The organism is Rhodococcus jostii RHA1 (assembly GCF_000014565.1).
GTDB lineage: Bacteria > Actinomycetota > Actinomycetes > Mycobacteriales > Mycobacteriaceae > Rhodococcus_F > Rhodococcus_F jostii_A.
In genome coordinates, this window is the sequence record NC_008269.1 from 872,235 (window position 1) to 894,930 (window position 22,696).

13 protein-coding genes and 2 pseudogenes are annotated in these 22,696 nt (G+C 61.7%); 13 read left to right on the forward strand and 2 right to left on the reverse strand.

Translation table 11 applies throughout. The features are described from left to right. Nucleotides 1–1,090: 1,090 nt before the first annotated feature. The 3 genes from RHA1_RS47745 to RHA1_RS39730 all read left to right on the forward strand — a co-directional run bounded on the left by RHA1_RS47745 (nucleotide 1,091) and on the right by RHA1_RS39730 (nucleotide 4,758). Nucleotides 1,091–1,678 (forward strand): TetR/AcrR family transcriptional regulator, encoded by a 588-nt coding sequence (locus RHA1_RS47745; RefSeq protein ID WP_011599627.1) that lies wholly within the window; start codon nucleotides 1,091–1,093, stop codon nucleotides 1,676–1,678. A gap of 1,271 nt (nucleotides 1,679–2,949) precedes the next feature. Next, entirely contained in the window at nucleotides 2,950–3,723 is a 774-nt protein-coding gene (locus RHA1_RS39725) for an IclR family transcriptional regulator (RefSeq protein WP_011599630.1), read from the forward strand. A gap of 420 nt (nucleotides 3,724–4,143) precedes the next feature. After that, a complete protein-coding gene (locus RHA1_RS39730; RefSeq protein WP_011599632.1) occupies nucleotides 4,144–4,758 on the forward strand; it encodes a TetR/AcrR family transcriptional regulator in 615 nt (204 codons plus the stop codon). A gap of 665 nt (nucleotides 4,759–5,423) precedes the next feature. Here the strand turns inward: RHA1_RS39730 and RHA1_RS39735 are convergent. Then, the gene (locus RHA1_RS39735; RefSeq protein ID WP_050787588.1) at nucleotides 5,424–6,629 is read right to left on the reverse strand and encodes an NAD(P)/FAD-dependent oxidoreductase; all 1,206 of its coding nucleotides are present in this window, start codon (nucleotides 6,627–6,629) and stop codon (nucleotides 5,424–5,426) included. Nucleotides 6,630–7,536: 907 nt separating this feature from the next. On the opposite strand from RHA1_RS39735, the gene RHA1_RS39740 reads away from it, so the two are divergent. The 9 genes and pseudogenes from RHA1_RS39740 to RHA1_RS53820 form a co-directional block, all read left to right on the forward strand. After that, nucleotides 7,537–8,067, forward strand: a complete 531-nt coding sequence (locus RHA1_RS39740) for an OsmC family protein (protein ID WP_011599636.1) — start codon at nucleotides 7,537–7,539, stop codon at nucleotides 8,065–8,067. Nucleotides 8,068–8,338: 271 nt separating this feature from the next. Next, nucleotides 8,339–8,932: a DUF1326 domain-containing protein gene (locus RHA1_RS39745; RefSeq protein ID WP_081437570.1), complete on the forward strand. Its 594-nt coding sequence runs from the start codon at nucleotides 8,339–8,341 to the stop codon at nucleotides 8,930–8,932. Nucleotides 8,933–9,606: 674 nt separating this feature from the next. Beyond that, on the forward strand, nucleotides 9,607–10,833 hold the full coding sequence (locus RHA1_RS39750) for an NADH:flavin oxidoreductase (RefSeq protein WP_011599639.1): 1,227 nt from the start codon (nucleotides 9,607–9,609) through the stop codon (nucleotides 10,831–10,833). 518 nt (nucleotides 10,834–11,351) lie between these two features. Continuing rightward, nucleotides 11,352–12,875, forward strand: coding sequence for an aldehyde dehydrogenase (gene adh, locus RHA1_RS39755; RefSeq protein WP_011599640.1), 1,524 nt, complete (start codon nucleotides 11,352–11,354; stop codon nucleotides 12,873–12,875). Beyond that, nucleotides 12,875–13,417, forward strand: coding sequence for a DUF779 domain-containing protein (locus tag RHA1_RS39760; protein WP_011599641.1), 543 nt, complete (start codon nucleotides 12,875–12,877; stop codon nucleotides 13,415–13,417). Before adh ends, RHA1_RS39760 begins: the two co-directional genes overlap by 1 nt. 280 nt (nucleotides 13,418–13,697) lie before the next feature. Beyond that, complete coding sequence (locus RHA1_RS39765; RefSeq protein ID WP_011599642.1) at nucleotides 13,698–15,338, forward strand: acyl-CoA carboxylase subunit beta; 1,641 nt, start codon at nucleotides 13,698–13,700, stop codon at nucleotides 15,336–15,338. A 23-nt stretch (nucleotides 15,339–15,361) separates the two neighbouring features. After that, nucleotides 15,362–15,634: an acyl-CoA carboxylase epsilon subunit gene (locus RHA1_RS39770; RefSeq protein ID WP_237726922.1), complete on the forward strand. Its 273-nt coding sequence runs from the start codon at nucleotides 15,362–15,364 to the stop codon at nucleotides 15,632–15,634. 26 nt (nucleotides 15,635–15,660) lie between these two features. Then, nucleotides 15,661–17,442, forward strand: a complete 1,782-nt coding sequence (locus RHA1_RS39775; RefSeq protein WP_011599643.1) for an acetyl/propionyl/methylcrotonyl-CoA carboxylase subunit alpha — start codon at nucleotides 15,661–15,663, stop codon at nucleotides 17,440–17,442. 702 nt (nucleotides 17,443–18,144) lie between these two features. Further along, nucleotides 18,145–18,274, forward strand: a pseudogene (locus RHA1_RS53820) (IS110 family transposase); the annotation flags it as partial. A 409-nt stretch (nucleotides 18,275–18,683) separates the two neighbouring features. Here RHA1_RS53820 and RHA1_RS39780 read toward each other — a convergent pair. Continuing rightward, nucleotides 18,684–20,600, reverse strand: coding sequence for a propionyl-CoA synthetase (locus RHA1_RS39780; RefSeq protein ID WP_011599645.1), 1,917 nt, complete (start codon nucleotides 20,598–20,600; stop codon nucleotides 18,684–18,686). Between the two features lie 1,017 nt (nucleotides 20,601–21,617). Here RHA1_RS39780 and RHA1_RS39785 point away from each other — a divergent pair. Further along, a pseudogene (locus RHA1_RS39785) lies at nucleotides 21,618–21,834 on the forward strand (tautomerase family protein). Nucleotides 21,835–22,696 lie beyond the last annotated feature (862 nt).

Genomic DNA, 22,696 nt, shown 5'->3' on the forward strand with positions numbered 1-22,696 from the left:
CATCCGGGCGGGGGTCAGTCCGGTCGGGGTCAATGCGGCGACCCAGACGAACACGGCGTCGGCGTCGTTGCTCGAACGACCATGCCGGAGACCGGTCGTGCAAGCGCGGGGACGTCAATACGTCCACGCCGTCCTCGCTCAGCGGGTCGTCAGTAGCGGCCCAGGCACGAGTGATCCCTCGATCGCTCGGACCGCGTCCCTCCATCTCCGCGGACTGCGTGTCGACTGGGTCAGGATCCCCTTGGATTAGCCGGTCAAGAGGCAGTCGCCGAGGCTGCCCACCGAAGCAGCCCCGCCGGCTTCGGCGAGGCGCTGGGATAGCGGAAGGCTCGGTATTGAACGCCACGGTCAGAGTGATAAAACAGACCCGGACAGATCCTGACCTCATGTTAACGGGGTGAGATGCCCGTTTCCTGGGGCGTCGAGCGCGAGAGCGGTGAGTAGGCTCGTCGACAGCGGCAACCCGACCACCACCCGGGGAAGGTTCGGACGTAAGTGATGTGGCGCCCCCAGCTGGTCCGGCGCCAACGCCGCAAACCCGCGGTTGGCCAGGTCTGTAGTCTTTCGCCCTCGGCTGCAGTGACCGTCGTCCGCGGATCCGCGGAACGGGTCCTCGCAACCCCTCGGCACGCATCAGCGCTCGAAGTGCACCAGAGTTCGTTGCCGGTTCAGCGCCGCATAGACCGTCGGGCACCGTGAGCGCCGTGGTTCCCGGCATACACGGTGGATTTGCTCGGCCGCGTGTTGGCCGTGTGTGCGTCGATGTAGGTCCAGAAACTGTCCCGCGTTGGACAGTCCGGTAGGAGGCGCATACCCGACGAGCGCCAGGCGACAGTGTCCGTTGACATGATGCCGCCAGTCTCCGATTCGCGCGGGGTCGGGCTGACCGAGGAAGCTGAGGCAGTTGAATCGACCGCGCACCCTCGCTACTGCGAGCGCCGTGACATCTAATAAGCGGCCCAGCGCAGTCATCCAGAATCGACCGTGCTGGGCGAGTGAGTGCGGCTTGCTCGGGTATCTACTCGCGCGTAGCCTCACAGACAGACTGTTCTAGCTAGAATGTCGGCCAAATTAGGTATGAGGTAGGACCATGCGAGCCCAAGTCCACCAGGGGACACGAGCGCGTGGGAGCGCCCGCGAGCGCCTGCTAGCTGTCGCTGAAGAGTTATTCTTCGCCGAGGGAATCCACAACACGGGCATAACACTCCTTATTGAGCGCGCCGACATTGCCAAAGCAACTTTCTATTCCGCGTTCAAAAGTAAGAATGACTTAGTGGACGCTTATCTAGAGCGGCAACATACGACTATTATCGAGCGACTCCATATCATAGAGCGGAGCGATGACTCACTGCCGGTTAAGATCGTTCGAATTTTCGATCTTCTCGCTACGGCAACTGCGCAAAACTCGTATCGGGGCTGCTTATTCGTCGTTGCTGCAATAGAACAGCCTCAATCAGATCTTCCGGCTAAGCGATGGGCTCGTGTACACAAAATGGCTGTGCTGTCCACGTTCCGTAACATTTTTGAAGACGCTGATCATCCGCACGCCGCTGAGGTTGCCGAACAACTGGCCATCATCTACGACGGGACGCTAGTCACTGCAGCCATCCGACCCGAATCTGGTGCAATAGAACGGGGGCGCGCCATGGCTCTGGCCGTCATCGACTCTTACCGATAGCCTTCCGATGGTGCGGATCGGGGTCAGGTGTGGTACGGAGTGAAATACCACGCGCCGCAGAGCTTTCACCCTTGTCGGTTATGTTCGAAATGGTGTCCTTCGGTACCGATTATCCTGGCATCTGGATCCAGACCTACCTAGTCGAGAATCCGGAGACCGGGGACAGCGCGCCATCGCAATCGGCGGCAGCGAGGGACTCGACGCCCTATCGCTCAACCTTCATACGCCACCAATTCGAAGGACGCCACTTGGGTAGGCCGCAGGTGTCGCCCGGCCCCGTAATGTTGATCAGCACGTACGTGCAACACCAACCGCCGCGCCCGCTCGGCCATCGCCACCCAGTTGCTCAACTCGCCCGAGCCGCTGTCGCTGCCGGATCTGTGGGAAGGGCTGGGGCGCAATCACTACTCTCGCCTTCGGGCCGCACACGGCTCCGGACGGTGTAGCGGTGGGGGAGCGTCGTGGTCGTCCAGGGAGTAGGGCGCCGATCCCCGTACAACGGTCGATAGTCGAACGGGCGAGCCCCGAACGGGTGGGAGATGTGCTGCTGTACATGACGCGGGCGATGACCACGGACAAAACTACGCCGACAGCAAGTCCGACGCCCTCACCAAGCCACCGAGGTGATCGCCAACGTCGCCCGCAAATGTGCGAGCACGAAGCTCACCATCACCAGCTACTCCCAGGGCGTGCGTCGCCGACTAAGTCCCTGGTCAACCCCGAGGAGACATGATCATCGTTGCGGGCCAGATTCCACGTAGTTTTGTGATGCTCAGGCGACCTCGTCCGCAAAACGAATCTTCCTCGACCACTGACAGGCCGTCACAGACAGTGGGGCCAGAACCCTCCCGTCGTCGACACAGACACCGAAGTGACCGCTGTCCCCACGCCGCGGAATTCAGTGACTGGTCCCCGCAGCGCGGTCGCTCCTCGTGACGAGTGATCGTGGCCGGGGACGACCTCGCGGTGACCGACGCTCTCGTAAACGCGGCACCGTGCGGGTGCGCGGTGACGTTAACTTATTCATCCCCGGCACGTGGGAGAGACCGGCTCCGGTGGCCGAGGCCGCGATATGCCCCAGCGCTAAGAACCTTCAAGATCCGTTTGAACGTAATAGCATCTCACTAGTGACTGAGGGAGAATGGACCGGCGGCGGCGTTCGCCACGTCCTCCAGGCAATGCGACGACGGATCCGGAATCGCGCTGGTTCGATCTTGCGGTTCACGCCGTCTCCAATATGAGCTGCAGGTGAATCCACTACAGAGGACACGATGGTGACAGAAGGTTCGAACGGGCACGTCGGCGTGCTCGACCGCGCCGTGCACTTGCTTTTGGCCTTCGGGTACGGAGAGACTGCGTTGCCACTGACCGAGCTTGCGGTGCGCACAGGGCTGCCCAAGAGCACTGTGCGTCGGCTCGCCAACACGCTCGCAAGGTACAATTTGATTGGCACCGACGGTCAGGGCAATTACAGTCTCGGTATCCGACTGTGGGAGCTCGGTGTCGTGTCGGTAAATGGACGGCTACCGCTGCGGATGGTCGAACACTACGCAGAACAGGCGGCGGCGGACTGGGACGAGACTTGCCATGTCGCAATCCTCGACGGCCAGGACGTGCTATACATCGTCCGCGTAGCAAGTGCGCGAGCAGTGGCAGTGCAGACTCATCTAGGTCAGCGTGTCCCGGCGTATGCCACAGCAACCGGTATGGCAGTACTGAGTACCCATCCAGCTGAGATGATTAGAGCAGCCTTCTCGGATCCACTCGAAATTTTCACTGAGTCCACCCCTCGAACGGTCGAGAAACTTATCACTCGCGTAGAGCGGACTCGCGAGCGCGGGTACGCCCTCACCATCCCCGGGTGGCAGCCTGATATTTGCGACGCTGCGGCCCCGATCCTCGATCGAACTGGACACGCCGTTGCCGCCATAGGTATTGCCGGATCCATCTACCGCAACACCGAAGAACGGCTACAGCAAATCGGGACGTACATCAAGGCTGTCGCTGACGAAATCTCATGCGATATAGGGGTTCTGTTCAGATAAGGTGCCGAAGAAGCGCAGAACCAGGCCGGCTTTGTTCTTGGCCTGCTGAAAGCGCTGCTTGACCCGTCTCCGCGGCCCGGCGACGGCAGCGACTTCGGTCAGCGTGGTACGCCGGACACGGGAGCAGGTGTAGTACGAAATCTCGATCGGATCCGACAGTGACCCGCGGGCGAGCCGCCAGTGCCACGCCCGGAAGCCCGATCGGGTGGATTCCTGTGTCCTACGTTGCTCGAGGCTGCGCGGTTCGGGCGAATCGACTCGCGTGGCTTTTAACTCCAATGCTGAAGGTCGGGTGTCCCGGCGAAACTCCTCTCCGCGTCTCGTCAAGCTGCGGCAGGACGTACCAGTTGTCCAGGTTCAGGGGTAGACTCCAATTGTGGCTGGACAGACCGTTCTGGCTGGCTTAGGATAGGGGATCAAGTGCACGCATCGGAGCGATCGACATCGACTTTGCCTCATCGTGGAAGCGCGAGAGAGCGCATCCTTGCTGCGGCTGATGAGCTATTTCTTACCGACGGTATTCACAACACTGGTATCACATCACTGATCGATCGAGCCGGTATCGCGAAGGCGTCCTTCTATTCGGCGTTCAAGAGTAAGAATGATCTGATCGACGCATACCTCGAGCGCCAGCACGATGATATCGTCAGTCGGCTGCACGTAATTGCAGATGCAGACGATTCCCCCGAGGAGAAGCTCTCCCGCATTTTCGATCTGCTCTGTACCTTCTGGGTGCAGGCCTCTTACCGTGGATGTTTGTTCGTGGTGGCTCAGATCGAATTGCCCAAATCGGAGCTTCCGGCGCGGCGTTGGGCACGAATTCACAAGTTGGACGTGCTCAGCATCCTAGGGCCCATGCTCGAGCGCGCTGGGTACGCAGATTCGGACGAGCTCGCCGAGCAACTATGTGTGATCTTTGACGGCATCCTCGTCGCCGCCTCCATTCGACCAGAGTCTGAAGCCTTCGATCGCGGGCGCTCCATGGCTCTGGCTTTGCTCAATGCCGCTAGTCGAGCTTCGAAGAAGCGGAGTTAAGGGTGATGGTGCGCGACACCGCCAACTCTTGAACAAGATCGACTGATGTCGAATAGCTTCGTGATCTCCTCGACCGGCAGGGGGAATCGGTCGTTAATGAGGGTGAGCAAGACTGGGTCGGCGAGGGTTAGGGTGGGCGATGGCCGGGTCCTGCAAACTGCGGGAACTCTCCCATGGTTTCTGTATCTGACTATCAGATCCCGAGAATAGCAGCGTGTTTCGCAGATTGTTATCGATTCCACCGATGCCGAAGGGTTCGTTTCCCGGTACCGCATGTCGCACCTAGCCCGATGCAGGGGTTGTATCGGTGAAGGCAAGTAGGCCGCCGAGAAATGGTCAAAGTCTAGTCCGCACAGCGTGTTTGAAGAATGTATCACTACTGTTCCGGAGATGGTGGCTCGCTTTTGTGGGGAGCGTGGTGTGGGCTACGAAGGGCTGGCTATCAGCCTCGGTCCCTGGGATTTGTGGAGGTGCTCCTGCCGCGAGTCGTGTCGGATTCTGCAGTCGTGTCACTGGAGTAGCGGCATTCCTCGCAATCTGCGCCGCGGCTGGAACGTTGGTACGTCGATCCCTGTACCAACTGCCGGGGGAGGGGCTTCTCTCAGTGGTGTGCTGGCGCACGGCAGAGGTCGAGGTCTGCTCGAAGAAGCCCCTCTGGCCGACGTTCAGGCACGTCCTTTTAGCATGAGGTTCCAGTACAGGAAGGGAAGCCCGTATCGTTTCAAGTACCACATGTCCCGGCGAGACTTTGTGGTGTCGATGAGAGGGATAGAGGGTGTGTGCTGGGCAGAGTAGTCAAACTCGGCCAGTAGCATCGTGTTTCGAGATGTGGTCAATGGGCATGACCCGTATCCGTTGTATGCCGCGGTGAGAGGCCGGCCGCTGACTGTCGCGAGAAGATTATCGACGACCACGGGTGCTTGCTTGCGAACGGCGGCACCGGTTTTGGAGTTCGGCGTGGACCCTGCGTCGCCGAGAGCGAAGATGTCGGGGAAACGATTGTGCTGAAGGGTGTGCTTGTCGACGTCCACCCATCCGGCAGGGTTGTCGGGGAGTGCGAGTGGAGACTTCTTGATGAAATCGGGTGCCGATTGGGGTGCGACGACATGGAGTAGGTCGTACTTGATCGTGTCGGTGGTCTTGGTGGTGGTGTCGATGATGGACACTTCGCGTCCGTCAGGGTCCACTTCGGCTAGCTCGCTGCTCAGGTGAACTTCAATCCCGTAGTCCTTGGCGACGCGGTCGAGTTCCTCAGAGAATGCTTTGATTCCGAACATGGCCGGAGTCGGAAGGACGAGTACGATGCGGATGTCGTCGAGAAGTCCCTGCTTGCGCCAGTAGTCGGCTGCAAGGTATGCGATCTTCTGCGGTGCGCCGGCGCATTTCATCGGCCCGGCCGGCATAGTAAATACTGCCGTGCCCGAACGAAGGTTCCGAATGAGTTCCCAGGTCTTCGGGGCGAGTTCGCGGGCGTAGTTACTCGAGGCGAACGGTGTTGAAACCGCATCGGCAACGCCCGGAATTGCATCCCAGTCGGTCTGGATGCCTGGACAGACCACGAGTCGATCGTAGCCGATGGTTGTGCCGTCATCGACGGTGATCTGTCTCTGCACAGGGTCGATTTCTTCAGCCGCGCTCCGGAGCCAAGTCACCCCTCTGGGCATTACCGACGCCTGCGGCCGGCCACTCTCGTCCATGCTGGCGCGGCCGCCGCCGACGAGGGTCCACAGCGGTTGGTAGTAGTGCGTGACTGCAGGGTCGACGACGCATACATCCTTTACGCCCTTCCGGCGTAGCCGGGACGCGACACTGATTCCGGCGCTTCCGCCGCCCAGGATGACGATTCCATGATGTGCGGTATTCGAGGCCATACGAAGCTGCCCAGTCCTTTCCATCGACCGTTAAATGTCCGGTCATTGCGGATTGTAGTGTCCGTACATTATCCTTCACCATGGATGATCACAAGGGGCAATACGGCGCGGTCGAGTGCCGCCGGCCGGTCTGTGGTTATGAGGATCGGAGGGTGTGAGGAGGCGAGCGATCGCACCGCTGCGATGAAGGGCGAACGGGAGGTTCTGCAGGGTTGTCATCGCAGAATGGCAAGCCGGATTCAATGACCACGACGCGATGGCTGCGTGACTCAACGGCCGCGGCGTCGACGTCCGTCGTCCGATGGAGGCGGAAAATGCTGCCGGAGAAGGCGGACGGTGTCGCAGGTCCGCGCGCCGGGCCTGTGCATTCGGGAGGACCGATAATGCAGCTTTCAACCGATCGCTGACGAACGAGCCCCGGCTTCGAGCCGTGGAGTACAGCCCTTCCGTCGAGCAGATTCGCAGTGGCGCTTAGTTTCTGCCGGTTGGGCCGACGGCACGGTAGGGTCTGGTGCCGTTGCTATTCGATCGATTGTGGCTTCATAATTCTGAAAAGCGTTATCCTTCAATGTATTAGCGGCGATAAGGTCACGCTGCGACTTCATCTCGGCTGACTGGTGAGCGGGTGGCCAATGGAAACTTCGGGGTTATGAACCATGCAGATGCTGTCCTCCGTCGAGGTGGGGGACAGGGGCCGAATAATTGGCACTCGGTGCACATGGTGACTGAGCCCACGAATGGCCAATGAAGGTGATGATTGACACAGGCAGACCGGTCTGCCTACTATTGAGGGGCTTCATCAAATTGCCGGAACTGGCCTCCACCTCCCTCTCGTGCTTGATGCACTCGAAGAAGCTGTGACACAGCGAAGGTGGAGAGGTTCATTCAATCCACGAACAGGACGCACATGACCGCAAATGCTGCACTTGCCACGACAATTCAGGCGGCCGTCGATCACGTCAAGCAGAATCCTTCTGCCGCAATGGCGACCTTCAAGGCAAAAGTTCTGCAGGACAAGGGGGTGCAATGCTCTGCGTTCGTGCGCAAGCATCCCGCGATCATCGTCGATGAGCCGGCGAGCCTTGGTGGCAACGACGCCGGCCCGAGCCCCGTGGAGTACCTGCTGGTGTCGTTGGGCGCCTGCCAGGAGATCTTGTACCAAATCACGGCGAGCATGATGGGGATCGAGCTGGATTCCGTCACCGTGTATCTCAAGGGGAATCTGGATGTGCGCGGATTCATGGGAGAAGAAGGGATTCCGCCCGGCTATCAGCAGATCACCTTCGAAACCCGTATCGAGAGCCAGGCGGATGCTAAGGCGATCGAAGCGCTCGTCCACACCGTCGAGGCAAACTGTCCGACAATGGACACTATTCGGCGCCCTGTCGACGTCCATGGAAAGGCCTTCCTCAACGGCGAACCGATCGTCACTGTTTGACGATCGGGGGCGTTGAATATGAACCCGGATTAGAGAGTACTCGCGGGACGCAGATACTTGAAAAAGACGTGCGATCAATGCAAATTCAAGTGGGAGTTCAGATCGACAGATTCGATTAGCTCGTCATGAACTACTACGCGAATCCGCGCCAGTTCAGCCACAATCATGATCGCACGGCCATACCACCGGTACCGCTGCAACAGCCGCGCTACCACCGAGCACTGAAGACGGTCGCGGATCGCTCCGCGACTATAATAAGGAAGGAATCGCCATGCAGGAACTAAATGCAGGATGGACCGTAACGGGGACGTACAACGAGGCATGCGCCGCTGAAGGGCATTGCCCACTTTACTTCGGCAGAGGCGTCGAGGGCGGATGCAGGTATTATATGGTCTTCCGTCTTGAAGAAGGCACCGTCAATGGCGTTGACATGTCCGGAATTACCGTGGTCTACAACGGTGATATCCCGTACTCCAGTTTTGCCGAATTTATGGAGAACGGCTCAGAAGCCGGGATCTATGTGAGCGACAATGCTACAGAGGCCCAGCGGAAGGTGCTCGACACCCTGGTTGAGAAAAGTATCGGCGGTCTTCTCGTGGGGAAGAGTTTCGGAGTCAAGTACGTACCCATTGATGTATCGGAAACTGACGACTCGGTTAGCTTCAAGACACCGTACGGGGAAATGAGCCAGAATCTCTCAAAGGGGCACGATGGCCACCCAGTTCGCATTGAGAATTCCACTCTTCCGTTCCTGAAAAACCTGAAGCACTGCCACACGACCCACTGGACATACAACGACCACGGGAAGAATTTCGACTACAAGGATCGTTGTGGATCGTGGGCTGATTTCGCTTTTAGCGGGTAACGGCATGGCAGGCAGGAGGACCAAGGGCACGCTTCAGTCGCACCCATGCGCCAATACCGCGACCACGCTGCTCCTTCCTGCCTTCTGCAAGCGATCGCACTTGTCCGCGAAAGTCGGGGTATCGGCGGTCCTATTGATGGGATCTCGGATGAACTTCGACGGCATGTGTGGGCCAGGGGAGTCCGTCAAGTTCGAAGAGACGTACTGCTATGACCATCCAGTGGGCCTAAATCTGTTTGTTGCGACACCCCTTTGATTCTCAAGGTGGAGAGGTGCCCCTCCATGGCCCTAGCCGAATGAATAGGCGCACAGCGTCGTGTAGACACCCGAGCAAGAGGCTGAGAACTCTTGAGAAGACGGCGATCTGGTCTAGTGTGCGATGTTGCCAAAAGGAGTTGTGCACGCCAGGATCCCCGCGCGCGAGGATGACTACAGAAGGCCTGGCGTGGAGGGGCATGAATCCCGCTTTCGTCGGTCCGTGGTGGCCAGTGATACTCCGGAGCACCCGACGTACGGCTGCCGGGTGCAGCCCGGAACGAGTATTGCCCCAATGAAGCACCGACCGTCGCCGTCGCGACGATGGAAACCGACGGACACATCTATTCGCGCAGGACAGCAAGGATTTCTGACCACTGTGTCCGCGCTTCACGATCACCAAGAAACAAGGAGTCACGATGTCGAGACAAGCGAAGTGGGAAGAACTTTCCTCACCCATCGAAATGAGGGGAGTGAAGTTCAAGAATCGGATGATGCGCTCGGGCATGTATGAAGGTATGGCAACGGAGCGGGGAGAGGTGACGCCCGAGCTGGAAACCTGGATCGCCCGACAGGCTGCCGGCGGTGCTGCTTGTATTTTCCCCGGCTACACCAACGTTTGTCTGCCCCGTTGTATGCCTTACCAGACGGGGTCATACAGTGACAGCCACATTCCCGGCCTGACAAAGTTGGCGGAGATAATCCACTCGTATGGTGCGGTAGCGGGTCTGCAACTGGCGGCCGCCGGGCGGCAGGCCAATCCCAACCTGTTCTTCTCAGACGCAGAGGCAGTAATGGGCCCGTCTGCGATGGGGCCGAGTCCGCTCTACCAGGCTGCGTGTCGGGAGATGACCGAGGCCGAGATCTGGCAGGCCGTCGAAGACCAGGCCGCTGCTGCCGCGAGGGCTAAAGAGGCCGGATTCGATATCGTGCTGCCCAACGCCGCCCACGGCTACATGCTGGCGCAGTTCCTGTCGCCGCATACCAATAAGCGAACCGACGCGTGGGGAGGTACCCCCGAGAAGAGGTTCAAGTTCTTCGAAGAGACATTCCGAGCGGTAAGGGAAGCGGTCGGGCCAGAGATGCTTGTCTGGACCAAGATTTCCGTTGACGAACCCTGGGAAGACGGAATCAATCTTGACGAAGCCAGAATCTTCATCCCGGAGGTGGCCAAACTTGTCGACGCCATTGAGATCAGTGGCGGCACGATCGTTGACAACGTCTTCATGATGACACGGGGAGAAATTCCGATCGGGACCCTGAGGAAGGGTATCGGCGGACCCGTCGAGGGGATCTCTGCCGAACTCGTTGAGGGCCTGTATGGAATAAGGGACTCGGTCAAGTTCGAGGAGACCTATTGGTATGATCATGCGCTCGCCCTGAAGCCTCTCTGTGGCGATACCCCTCTGATCCTCACGGGCGGTCACAAATATCCCGCGACGATGAATCAGATCATCAAAGAAGGGACCGCCGATATGCTGTCCCTGGCGAGGGTTCTTGCTGCGGAACCGAACTTCCCCAATGAAGTCGTCGCGGGAAGAGAGGACCCGGGGAAGTGTTCTAATTGCAACAAGTGTCTGGTTGAAGTTGTTCTGGGAAACAAGCTGAGGTGTTACCTCCCGGATCCCGGATACACCTACGCCTGACAGTTGAACTGCTAATCCCCTAGCTGTGTGAACACAGGGGAGAAACTGGCTACAGGTAAATGCACTGGGTGCGGTGCAACTTCTTACTGTGGTCACACGGTCTTGGTGTAGGCATTGACGCTGTAGTGGATGCCATCTAGAGCAGATCCAGGATGCGGTGTGGGTCGTAGCATTGCCGACGGCGGTATTCGCCCGTCCGGGCGTGGTGTACGAGGATAGTCGCCTGAGTTTCGGGGTGCTTATGCGGTTAGTGCTGCGGGTGCCGACTCCTGGTCGAATCCCTGGAGGGTACGTCGAATCGGCCGCGAGGTCTTTGCTGTGGTTGGCATCTGTCAGTGTCCGCTGTTGTACGAGGTCCAATTCGTACCGAGTTGTCGGACCGGCCGGTATGCAACGTGGTTGCAACGCGCGCTCAGTAGTGTTCTGGGAGTCATAACCGGGAGTTCGCCTTTCCGAGTTCTATGCCCCATCGTTTTGTCGACATTCATTTCGAGTTTTATGACACCAGGGAGTTATCGATGACCGTGTATGCCCGCCCGGGTTCGCCGGACGCCGTCATGTCCTTCCAATCGCGTTACGACAACTGGATCGGCGGCCAGTGGGTTGCGCCCGTCAAGGGCCAGTACTTCGAGAATCCGACACCCGTCACCGGACAGCCGTTTTGTGAGGTCGCGCGTTCGACGTCCGAGGACATCGAACTTGCGCTCGACGCCGCACACGCTGCGGCTCCGGCCTGGGGCAAGACGTCGGTGGCGGAGCGCGCCATCATCCTGAACAAGATCGCGGACCGCATCGAGGAGAACCTCGAGTCCATCGCGCTCGCCGAGTCCTGGGACAACGGCAAGCCGATCCGCGAGACCCTGTACGCCGATATTCCGTTGGCCGTGGATCACTTCCGTTACTTCGCCGGCGCTATCCGGGCGCAGGAAGGCGCACTGTCGGAGATCGACTCCGACACCGTCGCCTACCACTTCCACGAGCCGCTCGGCGTGGTCGGCCAGATCATCCCCTGGAACTTCCCGATCCTCATGGCCGTGTGGAAGCTCGCTCCCGCACTCGCCGCGGGTAATGCGGTCGTTCTCAAGCCCGCCGAGCAGACCCCGGCGTCGATCCTGCACCTGATCTCCGTCATCGGCGACCTGCTGCCCGCCGGTGTGCTGAACATCGTCAACGGCTTCGGTGTGGAGGCGGGCAAGCCGCTCGCCTCGAGCCCGCGGATCCGGAAGATCGCGTTCACCGGTGAGACCACCACGGGCCGGCTCATCATGCAGTACGCGTCGCAGAACCTGATCCCGGTCACCCTCGAACTCGGTGGCAAGAGCCCCAACATCTTCTTCTCCGACGTGCTGTCCTCCAACGACGACTACCAGGACAAGGCGCTCGAGGGCTTCACGATGTTCGCCCTCAACCAGGGCGAGGTGTGCACCTGCCCGTCGCGTTCGCTGATCCAGGAGGACATCTTCGACGAGTTCCTCGCGATGGCGGCCATCCGCACCAAGGCCGTCCGTCAGGGCGACCCGCTCGACACCGACACGATGATCGGCGCGCAGGCCTCGAACGATCAGCTCGAGAAGATCCTGTCGTACATCGAGATCGGCAAGGGCGAAGGCGCCAAGGTCGTCACCGGCGGTGAGCGCGCCGAACTCGGCGGCGACCTGTCCGGCGGCTACTACGTGCAGCCGACGATCTTCACCGGTCAGAACAAGATGCGGATCTTCCAGGAGGAGATCTTCGGTCCCGTCGTCTCCGTCACGTCGTTCAAGGACTACGACCAGGCCATCGAGATCGCCAACGACACGCTGTACGGCCTCGGCGCCGGCGTGTGGTCGCGGGACGGTGGCGTCGCCTACCGCGCCGGTCGCGACATCCAGGCCGGGCGCGTGTGGACCAACACGTACCACCAGTACCCCGCGCACGCGGCGTTCGGTGGCTACAAGCAGTCCGGCATCGGCCGCGAGAACCACCTGATGATGCTCGAGCACTACCAGCAGACGAAGAACCTGCTGGTCAGCTACGCCCAGAAGGCTCAGGGCTTCTTCTGATGGACGCAGCCCGGGCGCCTCAGCGCCTGAAGGCAACCGCCGGGGCGGTGGAGCTTCTCCGCCGCCTCGGCGGTACCCACGGGGCGCTGATGATGCATCAGTCCGGCGGGTGCTGCGACGGCTCCGCGCCGATGTGTTACCCCGACGGTGAATTCATCGTCGGCGACCGCGACGTGCTGCTCGGCGTCCTCGACCTGCGACTCGGGGTCGGGGAGACCCCGTCCACCCGGCCCGAAGGCGGCGATGCGGTGCCCGTGTGGATCTCCGGTTCGCAGTTCGAGGCGTGGAAGCACACCCAGCTGGTGCTCGACGTCGTGCCCGGCCGCGGATCGGGATTCAGCCTGGAAAGTCCCGAAGGCATGCGTTTTCTCAGTCGTGCGCGTGCGTTCACCCCGGAGGAGAACGCCAGCCTCGCCGCGGAGGAGGTCATCGTGGGTCAGCGGTGGGAGCAGGGCTGGAGGCCCGCGCCGTCCCCCGAACCGCAAGTGGTTACCGAGGCGGTCGACGCGTGCCCCGTGCCCGGTACCCACCCAGGCAACTAGCATTACGTCAGCGCGCGATCGTGGGGGTGTCCCCATATGCGTGCTGCGGTCCTGACCCAACGCCGCACGGCGCGAGAGCTGGCGGGCGGACCCCCGGCATCCCGAGCTGCGCGGTTCGTTGCGGGGACGCCCACCCCCAGTCGGCGGCAAATTGACGGCACGTGACTAGCCCCGGAATTCAGCACATCGACGGCCGCAGCAGCGGCAGAAGCACGCAACGGACGGCACGGCGTCAGCGGTGACGACCGTCGTTAGTTACGCGAACAGCAGAGGCTACGCAATGACAAAGGTGCAGGAACCGATCACGGCGGGCACAGCGGTCACGCCCGATATTCACACGACGGCGGGAAAGCTCGCCGACCTGCGTAATCGTCAGGCCGAGGCGCAGCACCCGAGCGGTGAAGCCGCGGTCGAAAAGGTCCACGCCAAGGGCAAGCTCACCGCCCGCGAACGCATCACCGCCCTGCTCGACGAGGGCAGCTTCGTCGAACTCGACGCCCTCGCCCGGCACCGCTCGGTGAACTTCGGCCTCGCCGACAACCGCCCCGTGGGCGACGGCGTCGTCACCGGCTACGGCACCGTCGACGGCCGCGACGTCTGCGTGTTCTCCCAGGACGCCACCGTCTTCGGCGGCTCCCTCGGCGAAATCTACGGCGAAAAAATCGTCAAGGTCATGGACCTCGCCCTCAAGACCGGGCGCCCCCTGATCGGCATCAACGAAGGCGCCGGCGCCCGCATCCAGGAAGGCGTCGTCTCCCTCGGCCTGTACGGCGAAATCTTCCACCGCAACGTCCAGGCCTCCGGGGTGATCCCGCAGATCTCCCTGATCATGGGCCCCGCCGCCGGCGGCCACGTCTACTCCCCCGCCCTGACCGACTTCGTCGTCATGGTCGACCAGACCTCCCAGATGTTCGTCACCGGCCCCGACGTCATCAAAACCGTCACCGGCGAAGACGTCACCATGGAAGACCTCGGCGGCGCGCACACCCACATGGTCAAGTCCGGCGTCGCCCACTACGTCGCCTCCGGCGAACAAGACGCCCTCGACTACGTCAAGGACCTGCTGTCCTACCTGCCGTCGAACAACCAGGCCGCGGCCCCCCGGATGCTGCCCACCGACCCGATCACCGGCTCCATCGACGACTCGCTGACCGCCGAGGACCTCGAACTCGACACCCTCATCCCGGACTCGGCGAACCAGCCCTACGACATGCACGAGGTCATCCGCCGCATCCTCGACGACGACGAATTCCTCGAGGTCCAGGCCGAACGCGCCGGCAACATCGTCGTCGGCTTCGGCCGCGTCGACGGCCGCAGCGTCGGGATCGTCGCCAACCAGCCCACCGTCTTCGCCGGCTGCCTCGACATCGACGCCTCCGAAAAAGCCGCCCGCTTCGTGCGCACCTGCGACGCGTTCAACGTCCCCATCATCACCCTCGTCGACGTCCCCGGCTTCCTGCCCGGCACCGACCAGGAATACAACGGCATCATCCGCCGCGGCGCGAAACTGCTCTACGCCTACGGCGAGGCCACCGTCGGCAAGATCACCGTCATCACCCGCAAGGCCTACGGCGGCGCCTACGACGTGATGGGCTCCAAGCACATGGGCGCCGACGTCAACCTCGCCTGGCCCACCGCCCAGATCGCCGTCATGGGCGCCTCCGGCGCCGTCGGCTTCGTCTACCGCAAACGCCTCCTCGAAGCCGCCCGCAACGGCGACGACGTCGACGCCCTGCGCCTGCAACTGCAACAGGAATACGAAGACACCCTCGTCAACCCGTACGTCGCCGCCGAACGCGGCTACGTCGACGCCGTCATCCCCCCGTCCCACACCCGCGGACAGATCGTGGCCGCCCTGCGCCTCCTCGAACGCAAAATGGTCACCCTCCCGCCCAAGAAGCATGGGAACATCCCCCTATGAGCGGCGGCGAATCGTTTGGCACCTTGACCGCAGAATTGGCGGTTGACGAGGTGCTCGACGAGATCGCGCTGGACGCCGACATCGCCGAAGAGCCGCCGGCGGCGCCGGCCGTGACGTTCACGGGCAACCCGAGCGACACCGACATCGCCGCGGTGCTCGCAGTGTTCGCTGCGATCGCCTCGTCCGGTTCCGCGGCGGAAGCGCCCGCGTCCGATAACGATTCGTGGGGCACTCCCGCCCTCATTCTGCGTCGGCAAGTAGCCGCCGCTGCCGTCCTGGTCAACGCAGGCTACTGAAACTGTAGAAAAGGGAAGACATTTCGATGAGTAGTGCACGTATTTCCAAGGTGCTCGTCGCGAACCGCGGTGAGATTGCAGTGCGGGTGATCCGGGCCGCCGCCGATGCCGGCCTGGCCAGCGTCGCCGTCTACGCCGAACCCGACGCCGACGCCCCGTTCGTGCGCCTGGCCGACGAAGCATTCGCCCTCGGCGGGCAGACCTCCGCCGAGTCCTACCTGGTGTTCGACAAAATCTTGGACGCCGCCACCAAGTCCGGCGCCGACGCCATCCACCCCGGCTACGGCTTCCTCTCCGAGAACGCCGACTTCGCCCAGGCCGTGCTCGACGCCGGCCTGATCTGGATCGGCCCCTCCCCGCAATCGATCCGCGACCTCGGCGACAAGGTCACCGCCCGGCACATCGCCGAAAAAGCCAAGGCCCCGATGGCCGCCGGCACCAAGGACCCCGTCCGCAACGCCGACGAGGTCATCGCCTTCGCCCAGGAATACGGGGTCCCCGTCGCCATCAAGGCCGCGTTCGGCGGCGGCGGCCGCGGCATGAAGGTCGCCCACACCATCGAGGAAATCCCCGAACTGTTCGACTCCGCCACCCGCGAGGCCGTCGCCGCGTTCGGCCGCGGCGAATGCTTCGTCGAACAGTATCTGGACAAGGCCCGCCACGTCGAAGCCCAGGTCATCGCCGACCAGCACGGCAACGTCATCGTCGCCGGCACCCGCGACTGCTCCCTGCAACGCCGCTTCCAGAAACTCGTCGAGGAGGCCCCCGCCCCGTTCCTCACCGACGACCAACGCCACCGCATCCACACCTCCGCCAAGGCCATCTGCAAAGAGGCCGGCTACTACGGCGCCGGCACCGTCGAATACCTCGTCCAGGGCGACACCGTCTCCTTCCTCGAGGTCAACACCCGCCTGCAGGTCGAACACCCCGTCACCGAGGAAACCGCCGGCATCGACCTGGTCCTGCAACAGTTCAAGATCGCCAACGGCGAACACCTCGACCTCACCGAGGACCCCACCCCCCGCGGCCACGCCTTCGAATTCCGCATCAACGGCGAGGACGCCGGCCGCGGCTTCCTGCCCGCCCCCGGCCCGGTCACCAAGTTCGTGCCCCCCACCGGCCCCGGCGTCCGGATGGACTCCGGCGTCGAAACCGGCTCGGTGATCGGCGGCCAGTTCGACTCCATGCTCGCCAAACTCATCGTCACCGGCGCCACCCGCGACGAGGCCCTGGCCCGCGCCCGCCGCGCCCTCGCCGAATTCCAGGTCGAAGGACTCGCCACGGTCATCCCGTTCCACCGGGCCATCGTCTCCGACCCCGCCTTCATCGGCGACGGCACCTCATTCGACGTCTACACCAAGTGGATCGAAACCGACTGGAACAACCAGATCGAACCGTTCACCGGCACCCAGCCGATCGACGAGGACGAGTCCCTGCCCCGGCAGAACGTCGTCGTCGAGGTCGGCGGCCGCCGCGTCGAGGTGTCCCTGCCCGGCCAGTTCACCCTCGGCACCGGCGGCGGTGCCGCACCCGGGGCGGTCCGCAAGAAGCCCAAGGCCCGCACCCGCGGCGGCGCCCACGGCGGCGCCGCCTCCGGTGACGCCGTCACCGCCCCCATGCAGGGCACCGTCGTCAAGGTCGCCGTCGAAGAAGGCCAACAAGTCGCCGAGGGCGACCTCATCGCCGTCCTCGAGGCCATGAAAATGGAAAACCCCGTCAACGCCCACAAGGCCGGCGTCGTCACCGGCCTCGCCGTCGAACCCGGCGCCGCCATCACCCAGGGCACCGTCCTCGCCGAACTGAAATAGCCATCACCAACTCTAGGCACGGTCCTCATATAAAGAGGACCGCGTCTACGTACTGCAACGGCACCTATCGGACACGTCCCATAAGTGCCAGCGCTCGTTGACGCATCGGGCACCGCGTGAGAGCCATGGCTAGCAGATTTCAGATCCGGCCAGCGATGTTGAGCGACATCGTCGATGCCGCAGACCCGCGGTCTTGCCTTCCTGATTACCCGTTCACCCGGCATTCCGTCGATTCGCGGGATTACCAAACCGAGTGCTGTCGTTGCAGCGATCGTTTTTGACGGATATCGGATTGCAATGGAGAACTCTTGGCTATCAGATAATTTGGCCGCGGTGGCAGTGTGGACGACCCCGTCCTCGATAGGTCTGGACGCGACTTTTGCGAGATCGCGGACCAGGTCACCGACCTGGAGGGTGATCGAGCGGGAATCGCTGCGAGGGCCGATGAGGCAACCGCCCGCCTGCCGTCGACGGATTCTGTCTGGTATTTGGCACCGGTGGGTGTCGGCCTTCCTTGCAAGGCCGGGTCTTGGCGAGCGGTGCTCGAACCCGGACTGAAGGCGGCGAAGAATCAAAGAGATGCGGCAGATTTGGAGACATCGTTTCCGTCCAAAACCGTCGCCGACCTCGATGAGGATGAGCGCAGCCGTCCTGACCGGAGGTTGTGGTGATCTGCGGCGAGGCGATATCGCACCTGCATGGGTGCCCGGCTGCATCGCCGCCGAGATCAGTCTGCCGAAACTCGTCGACTCTCTTAAAGGTACTGACACAGCAGAGAAGTGTTGTCGAGGAGGTCGACAGGGCGCTCGATGATCACCCTCTTTCCAGGATTTGACCTCGATGCCCTAGGGACGACGACCTAAACCGCTTCTTAAGCGGGCGGGCGAGTCGAGGTGTGTTGGGCGCAGATTCGTCGTGTTCACCCTCTTTACATACCTGAAAGCCCAATCAATCCAGCCGTACCCGCTGCCCCGCTTCAATGTGTTGCTGCCTCGACAGCACAACGGCGCAGGCCTTTTCCCCTCTGCTCGGGTACACAGCGTTTCGTGGGCACGAGATTGCCCTTCCGCTGCCCAGCGCACGCTCAGGTTCTCGATCAGTGAGGGACAGAACCAGGGCGGGATGGGGGATCGACTCCGGCGGGACTAACCCCCCCGGAGTCGATGATCCGGCGCGCAGCGTACGGGAGGCACACGCTCCTCCACGACCGTCGCGCGCCCCGGGAAGGGCACGTGCAAGCGTTATCCGCGGAGGAGTTTTGACAGGTCGTCCAGCACGGTGGCGTCTTCGATGGTTGACGGCACTGTGTACTTTTCGTTGTCGGCGATCTGGCGCATGGTTTTTCGTAAGATTTTGCCTGAACGAGTCTTCGGAAGTGCCGACACAATGGTCACGTCACGGAAGGTTGCGACTGCGCCGATCTGATCGCGAACGCGGGCCACTAGTTCCTCTCGCAGTGTTTCCGGATCTATGCTCACGCCGGATTTGAGCACGACGTATCCGCTGGGCCGTTGGCCTTTGAGTTCGTCGTGAATGCCTATGACGGCGCATTCGGCGACGGCCGGGTGCCCCGCGACCACCGCCTCCATGCTTCCCGTCGAAAGACGGTGTCCGGCCACATTGATCACGTCGTCGCTGCGCCCGAGAACGAAGACGTAGTTGTCCTCGTCGATGAATCCGGAGTCGCCGGTGAGGTAGTAACCCTCGAATGTCGATAGGTAGGATTTAATGTACCTGTCCTCGTCGCGCCACAGTCCGGCGAGTGTGCCGGGAGGAAGCGGAAGGCCGATCACGATGTTGCCCTCGGTGCCCGGTCCGACGAGTTTGCCCTCGCCATCGACGATTTCGACGCGATATCCAGGACATGCGACCGAGGGTGAACCCGCCTTGATTTCCATGGGTTCGAGACCGCGCAGGTTTGCGCAGATGGCCCAACCGGTTTCGGTCTGCCACCAGTGATCGATCACCGGGCGATCGAGTGCCCGGGTTGCCCACTCGTACGTGTCCGGATCCAAGCGCTCGCCAGCGGCGAAGAGCGTGTCGAGCGAGGAAATATCGTACTTGGAAAGCTCTTCCGCATTCGGGTCGGCCTTGCGGACGGCACGGATTGCGGTAGGAGCGGTAAAGAGTGCCGACACCTTGTAGTCGGAAATGATCCGCCAGAATGCACCGGCATCGGGAGTACCGACAGGCTTGCCCTCGTACATGACCGTGGTAGCTCCGGCGAGCAAGGGGCCGTAGACGATGTAGGAATGGCCGACTACCCAACCGACGTCGGACGCAGTCCACCACACCTGGCCGGGGCTGATGTCGTAGAGGTTCTTCATCGTCCACGTCAGGGCGACGGCATGGCCACCGTTGTCCCGGACGACACCCTTGGGCTTACCGGTCGTGCCGGAGGTGTAGAGGATGTAGAGCGGGTCCGTCGCTGCCACCGACACGGGATCCGCGGGCGTAGCGTCTGCGATCAGGTCGTCCCAGTCGAACCAGGCTGCGGCACTCGACTTGTAATCAGCGGCTGTGCCGGGAATCTGCTCACGGTTCTTCACGATTACCGTGTGGGCGGGAGTTGCGGACAGTTGCAGGGCCTTCTCGACCATCGGCAGGTACTCGATGGTTCGTGCGGGCTCGAGGCCGCCGGACGCCGTCACCAGCACTACCGGGCGGGCGTCGTCGATGCGCGTGGCAAGTTCCTTGGCGGCGAAGCCGCCGAACACTACCGAATGCACAGCGCCGATACGCGCACACGCGAGCATCGCGATCGCGGCCTCGGGGATCATCGGCATATAGATGATGACGCGATCACCCGCCACCACACCCTGACCTTTCAAAACGCCAGCGAACAGCGAGACCTGCTCGAGCAGTTCCGAGTACGTGTACATCGTTTTGGTGGGGACCATCGCGGAGTCGAAGATCAGGGCGATTTGATCGCCGCGGCCGTCGCGCACATGCCGATCGAGGGCATTAAAGCTGGTGTTCAGCGAAGCATCCGGAAACCAGCGATAGATCGGTGCGGCCGAATCGTCGAGAGCTTTGGTGGGCGCAGAATCCCAGTCCACGGCTCGCGCAGCATCGAGCCAGAACTTCTCCGGGTCGACGATGCTTTCGCGATAGGCGTCTAGGTACGTCGTGTGGGACGCCTGCTCTGTGGAGCTCATCGATGTGTATCCTTTCGGGTTCGCCTACTCGTGATGAGTCGGGATTTGGGGGTCATCGGGGCGGACCGCGGTACGGGCCGGACACCCCGGCTAGTGCGCTGACCAAGCGGGGGCGGGCCTACATCAGATTTAGCTTTTGACGAGGGTTGCCGATGCATATTGAGGTAGAGGCTTCATGCAGATTAATGGACAGTCGGACAAGAAGCACAAAGTTCAAAAGTTCCCAGTCGGGAAACGCTTGGCCGGCGTCGGTTGACGCGGAGCCGTGGGGTCAATTTGATTGCATTGTGCGCCAAGTGATTTGCGGACAGTTTGCAATCCCGTGAGGGTGCAGTCCGAGAGTCGCTGTTTACCTCGGGCGATCCGTCGCCTTCCGGATCTACCAACCGCGAATGCATACCTCTAATCGCCCGCTCGGGATATGGCAACTGCACACGTCGGATCTCTGGGCGATGACAAGTGGCGGACCTCGCATGGAATCATGCTTCTTAGGGCCTGGACACGTCAGCGTTGCGAGGCTACTCGAGCGCCAGTTTCGCCTTCTCTCGCACTATGATCCCATGGTTTCTCTGTAGCGTGCGCCGAAGCGATCCATAGCTGCCGACCCTTCTTTGAATGTCCGGTCAATGGTGATCGAGATGTCCGTACATTACTCCAGTCGGGTAAATCTTGACAAGGCCTTCTGGAGGGCCGCTGTCGCCGCAAAACAGGCAGGCCGCGTCCCTCCATGGCGTCCTTGCCGGTTGTGGCCAGCGAAGGTTCAGCTCGGATCACAGCGATAGGTGCGTGATAGATGGTCCGGTTCGAAGCATCTTTGATCGAGGTCACCCTGTCGGCCGGTGCGTGGTCCGGGTGCAGAACCCGCGATCGGGGGGGGGCGAATCGCGGAGTGGTGTTTGACATAGACAGACTGGTCTACATACCCTACTTTCACCTTCTTCGCGCGGAGAAGATGCCACCCTTCCTCGCTCGAAGAAGAGTGCTACCGACCGAGCACTGAACAGAGAGAGAGAAAAGATGCCGTTTGTCAAGGTCAATGTGATTGAGGGCGTCTTTGATTCGGAGCAGAACGCCAACATCGTGCGGACTCTCTACTGACGTAATGGTCAGCATCGAAGGTGAGGGCATGCGCCCGGTGACCTGGGTCATCATCGAGGAAGTCAAGAGTGGTGACTGGGGCATCGATGGTAAGGCCATCACCACGGCCGATGTCGAGGCAATGTCTGTCGGTTAGCCAGGCTGGCTGACAGGGCGAAGCGGGGAAGGGCGCCGCGCCAGCAGTTCATTGTGAGGGCGTCCGTTGAATCGAGTTGGACGGGAACCATTCGATGGACCTCGAAGAACCGGCACGGGCCCTTCTCGTCTGGGTCTCCTCCACTACTCCGTATGCCTCCGAACCAGGTTTGGGGGCGGGGAGACGGATGAAGGGCCTCGTGCAGGCGAGGACGTTTGCGCGGGGCTGTGTGAGCGTGCAATCCGGTAATAACGGGCGTCGGATCCGAACGGACTTCGCCGACTGACATGACAGTGAATGTTCAACCGGTGCTGCGGAACTGGATCCGACAGGCCGAGTCGATCACTGATGAGAAACGTGGAGCTGCGAGCTGTGCCGGTGCAACCAGGTGCTGTGGGCTGCGAACAACGTACTTGCCAGCGAGTTCGGTCCGACGCGATGGCAATCGTGATCGTCGTCAACCATATGACCTCCCGATCGGTCGCGTGCCCGCCAATAGCTTCGTCGACGCATCGCAGACAACCAGTGCATGAACCCATGGAATCGGGTCCATGCACTGGCCCGCAGTGGCATTTGACGCCAGAGCGGCGACCGAGTCCGCTGTATCGGCGGCTGGTACGCCCGCAGGGTCCAGGCCGGCTGGGTGAATTCCTTGCCGACCCTGGGCGATGATCCCCTCCTCGACTCACCTGCGGTTCGTCGCGACGAGCAGTCCATGGTCTCGGTAGGTGACAAAGACTGCCAATGAATGCTTCGACGAGCCGCCAATCAAGAAGAAGACTGTAATGGCATCGAGGCTCCGTTCGTCGAGCAAGGCCATGAGTTGATCGCCTGTCAATCCTTCAGGGTGCTCCGAGAGCAA

Excerpts from the sequence above, each read along its gene's own strand:
- RHA1_RS47745 (WP_011599627.1), top strand. The coding sequence starts at position 1,091 with ATGCGAGCCCAAGTCCACCAGGGGACACGAGCGCGTGGGAGCGCCCGC.
- RHA1_RS39725 (WP_011599630.1), top strand. The coding sequence starts at position 2,950 with ATGGTGACAGAAGGTTCGAACGGGCACGTCGGCGTGCTCGACCGCGCC.
- RHA1_RS39735 (WP_050787588.1), bottom strand. The coding sequence starts at position 6,629 with ATGGCCTCGAATACCGCACATCATGGAATCGTCATCCTGGGCGGCGGA.
- RHA1_RS39740 (WP_011599636.1), top strand. The coding sequence starts at position 7,537 with ATGACCGCAAATGCTGCACTTGCCACGACAATTCAGGCGGCCGTCGAT.
- RHA1_RS39745 (WP_081437570.1), top strand. The coding sequence starts at position 8,339 with ATGCAGGAACTAAATGCAGGATGGACCGTAACGGGGACGTACAACGAG.
- RHA1_RS39750 (WP_011599639.1), top strand. The coding sequence starts at position 9,607 with ATGTCGAGACAAGCGAAGTGGGAAGAACTTTCCTCACCCATCGAAATG.
- adh (WP_011599640.1), top strand. The coding sequence starts at position 11,352 with ATGACCGTGTATGCCCGCCCGGGTTCGCCGGACGCCGTCATGTCCTTC.
- RHA1_RS39760 (WP_011599641.1), top strand. The coding sequence starts at position 12,875 with ATGGACGCAGCCCGGGCGCCTCAGCGCCTGAAGGCAACCGCCGGGGCG.
- RHA1_RS39765 (WP_011599642.1), top strand. The coding sequence starts at position 13,698 with ATGACAAAGGTGCAGGAACCGATCACGGCGGGCACAGCGGTCACGCCC.
- RHA1_RS39775 (WP_011599643.1), top strand. The coding sequence starts at position 15,661 with ATGAGTAGTGCACGTATTTCCAAGGTGCTCGTCGCGAACCGCGGTGAG.
- RHA1_RS39780 (WP_011599645.1), bottom strand. The coding sequence starts at position 20,600 with ATGAGCTCCACAGAGCAGGCGTCCCACACGACGTACCTAGACGCCTAT.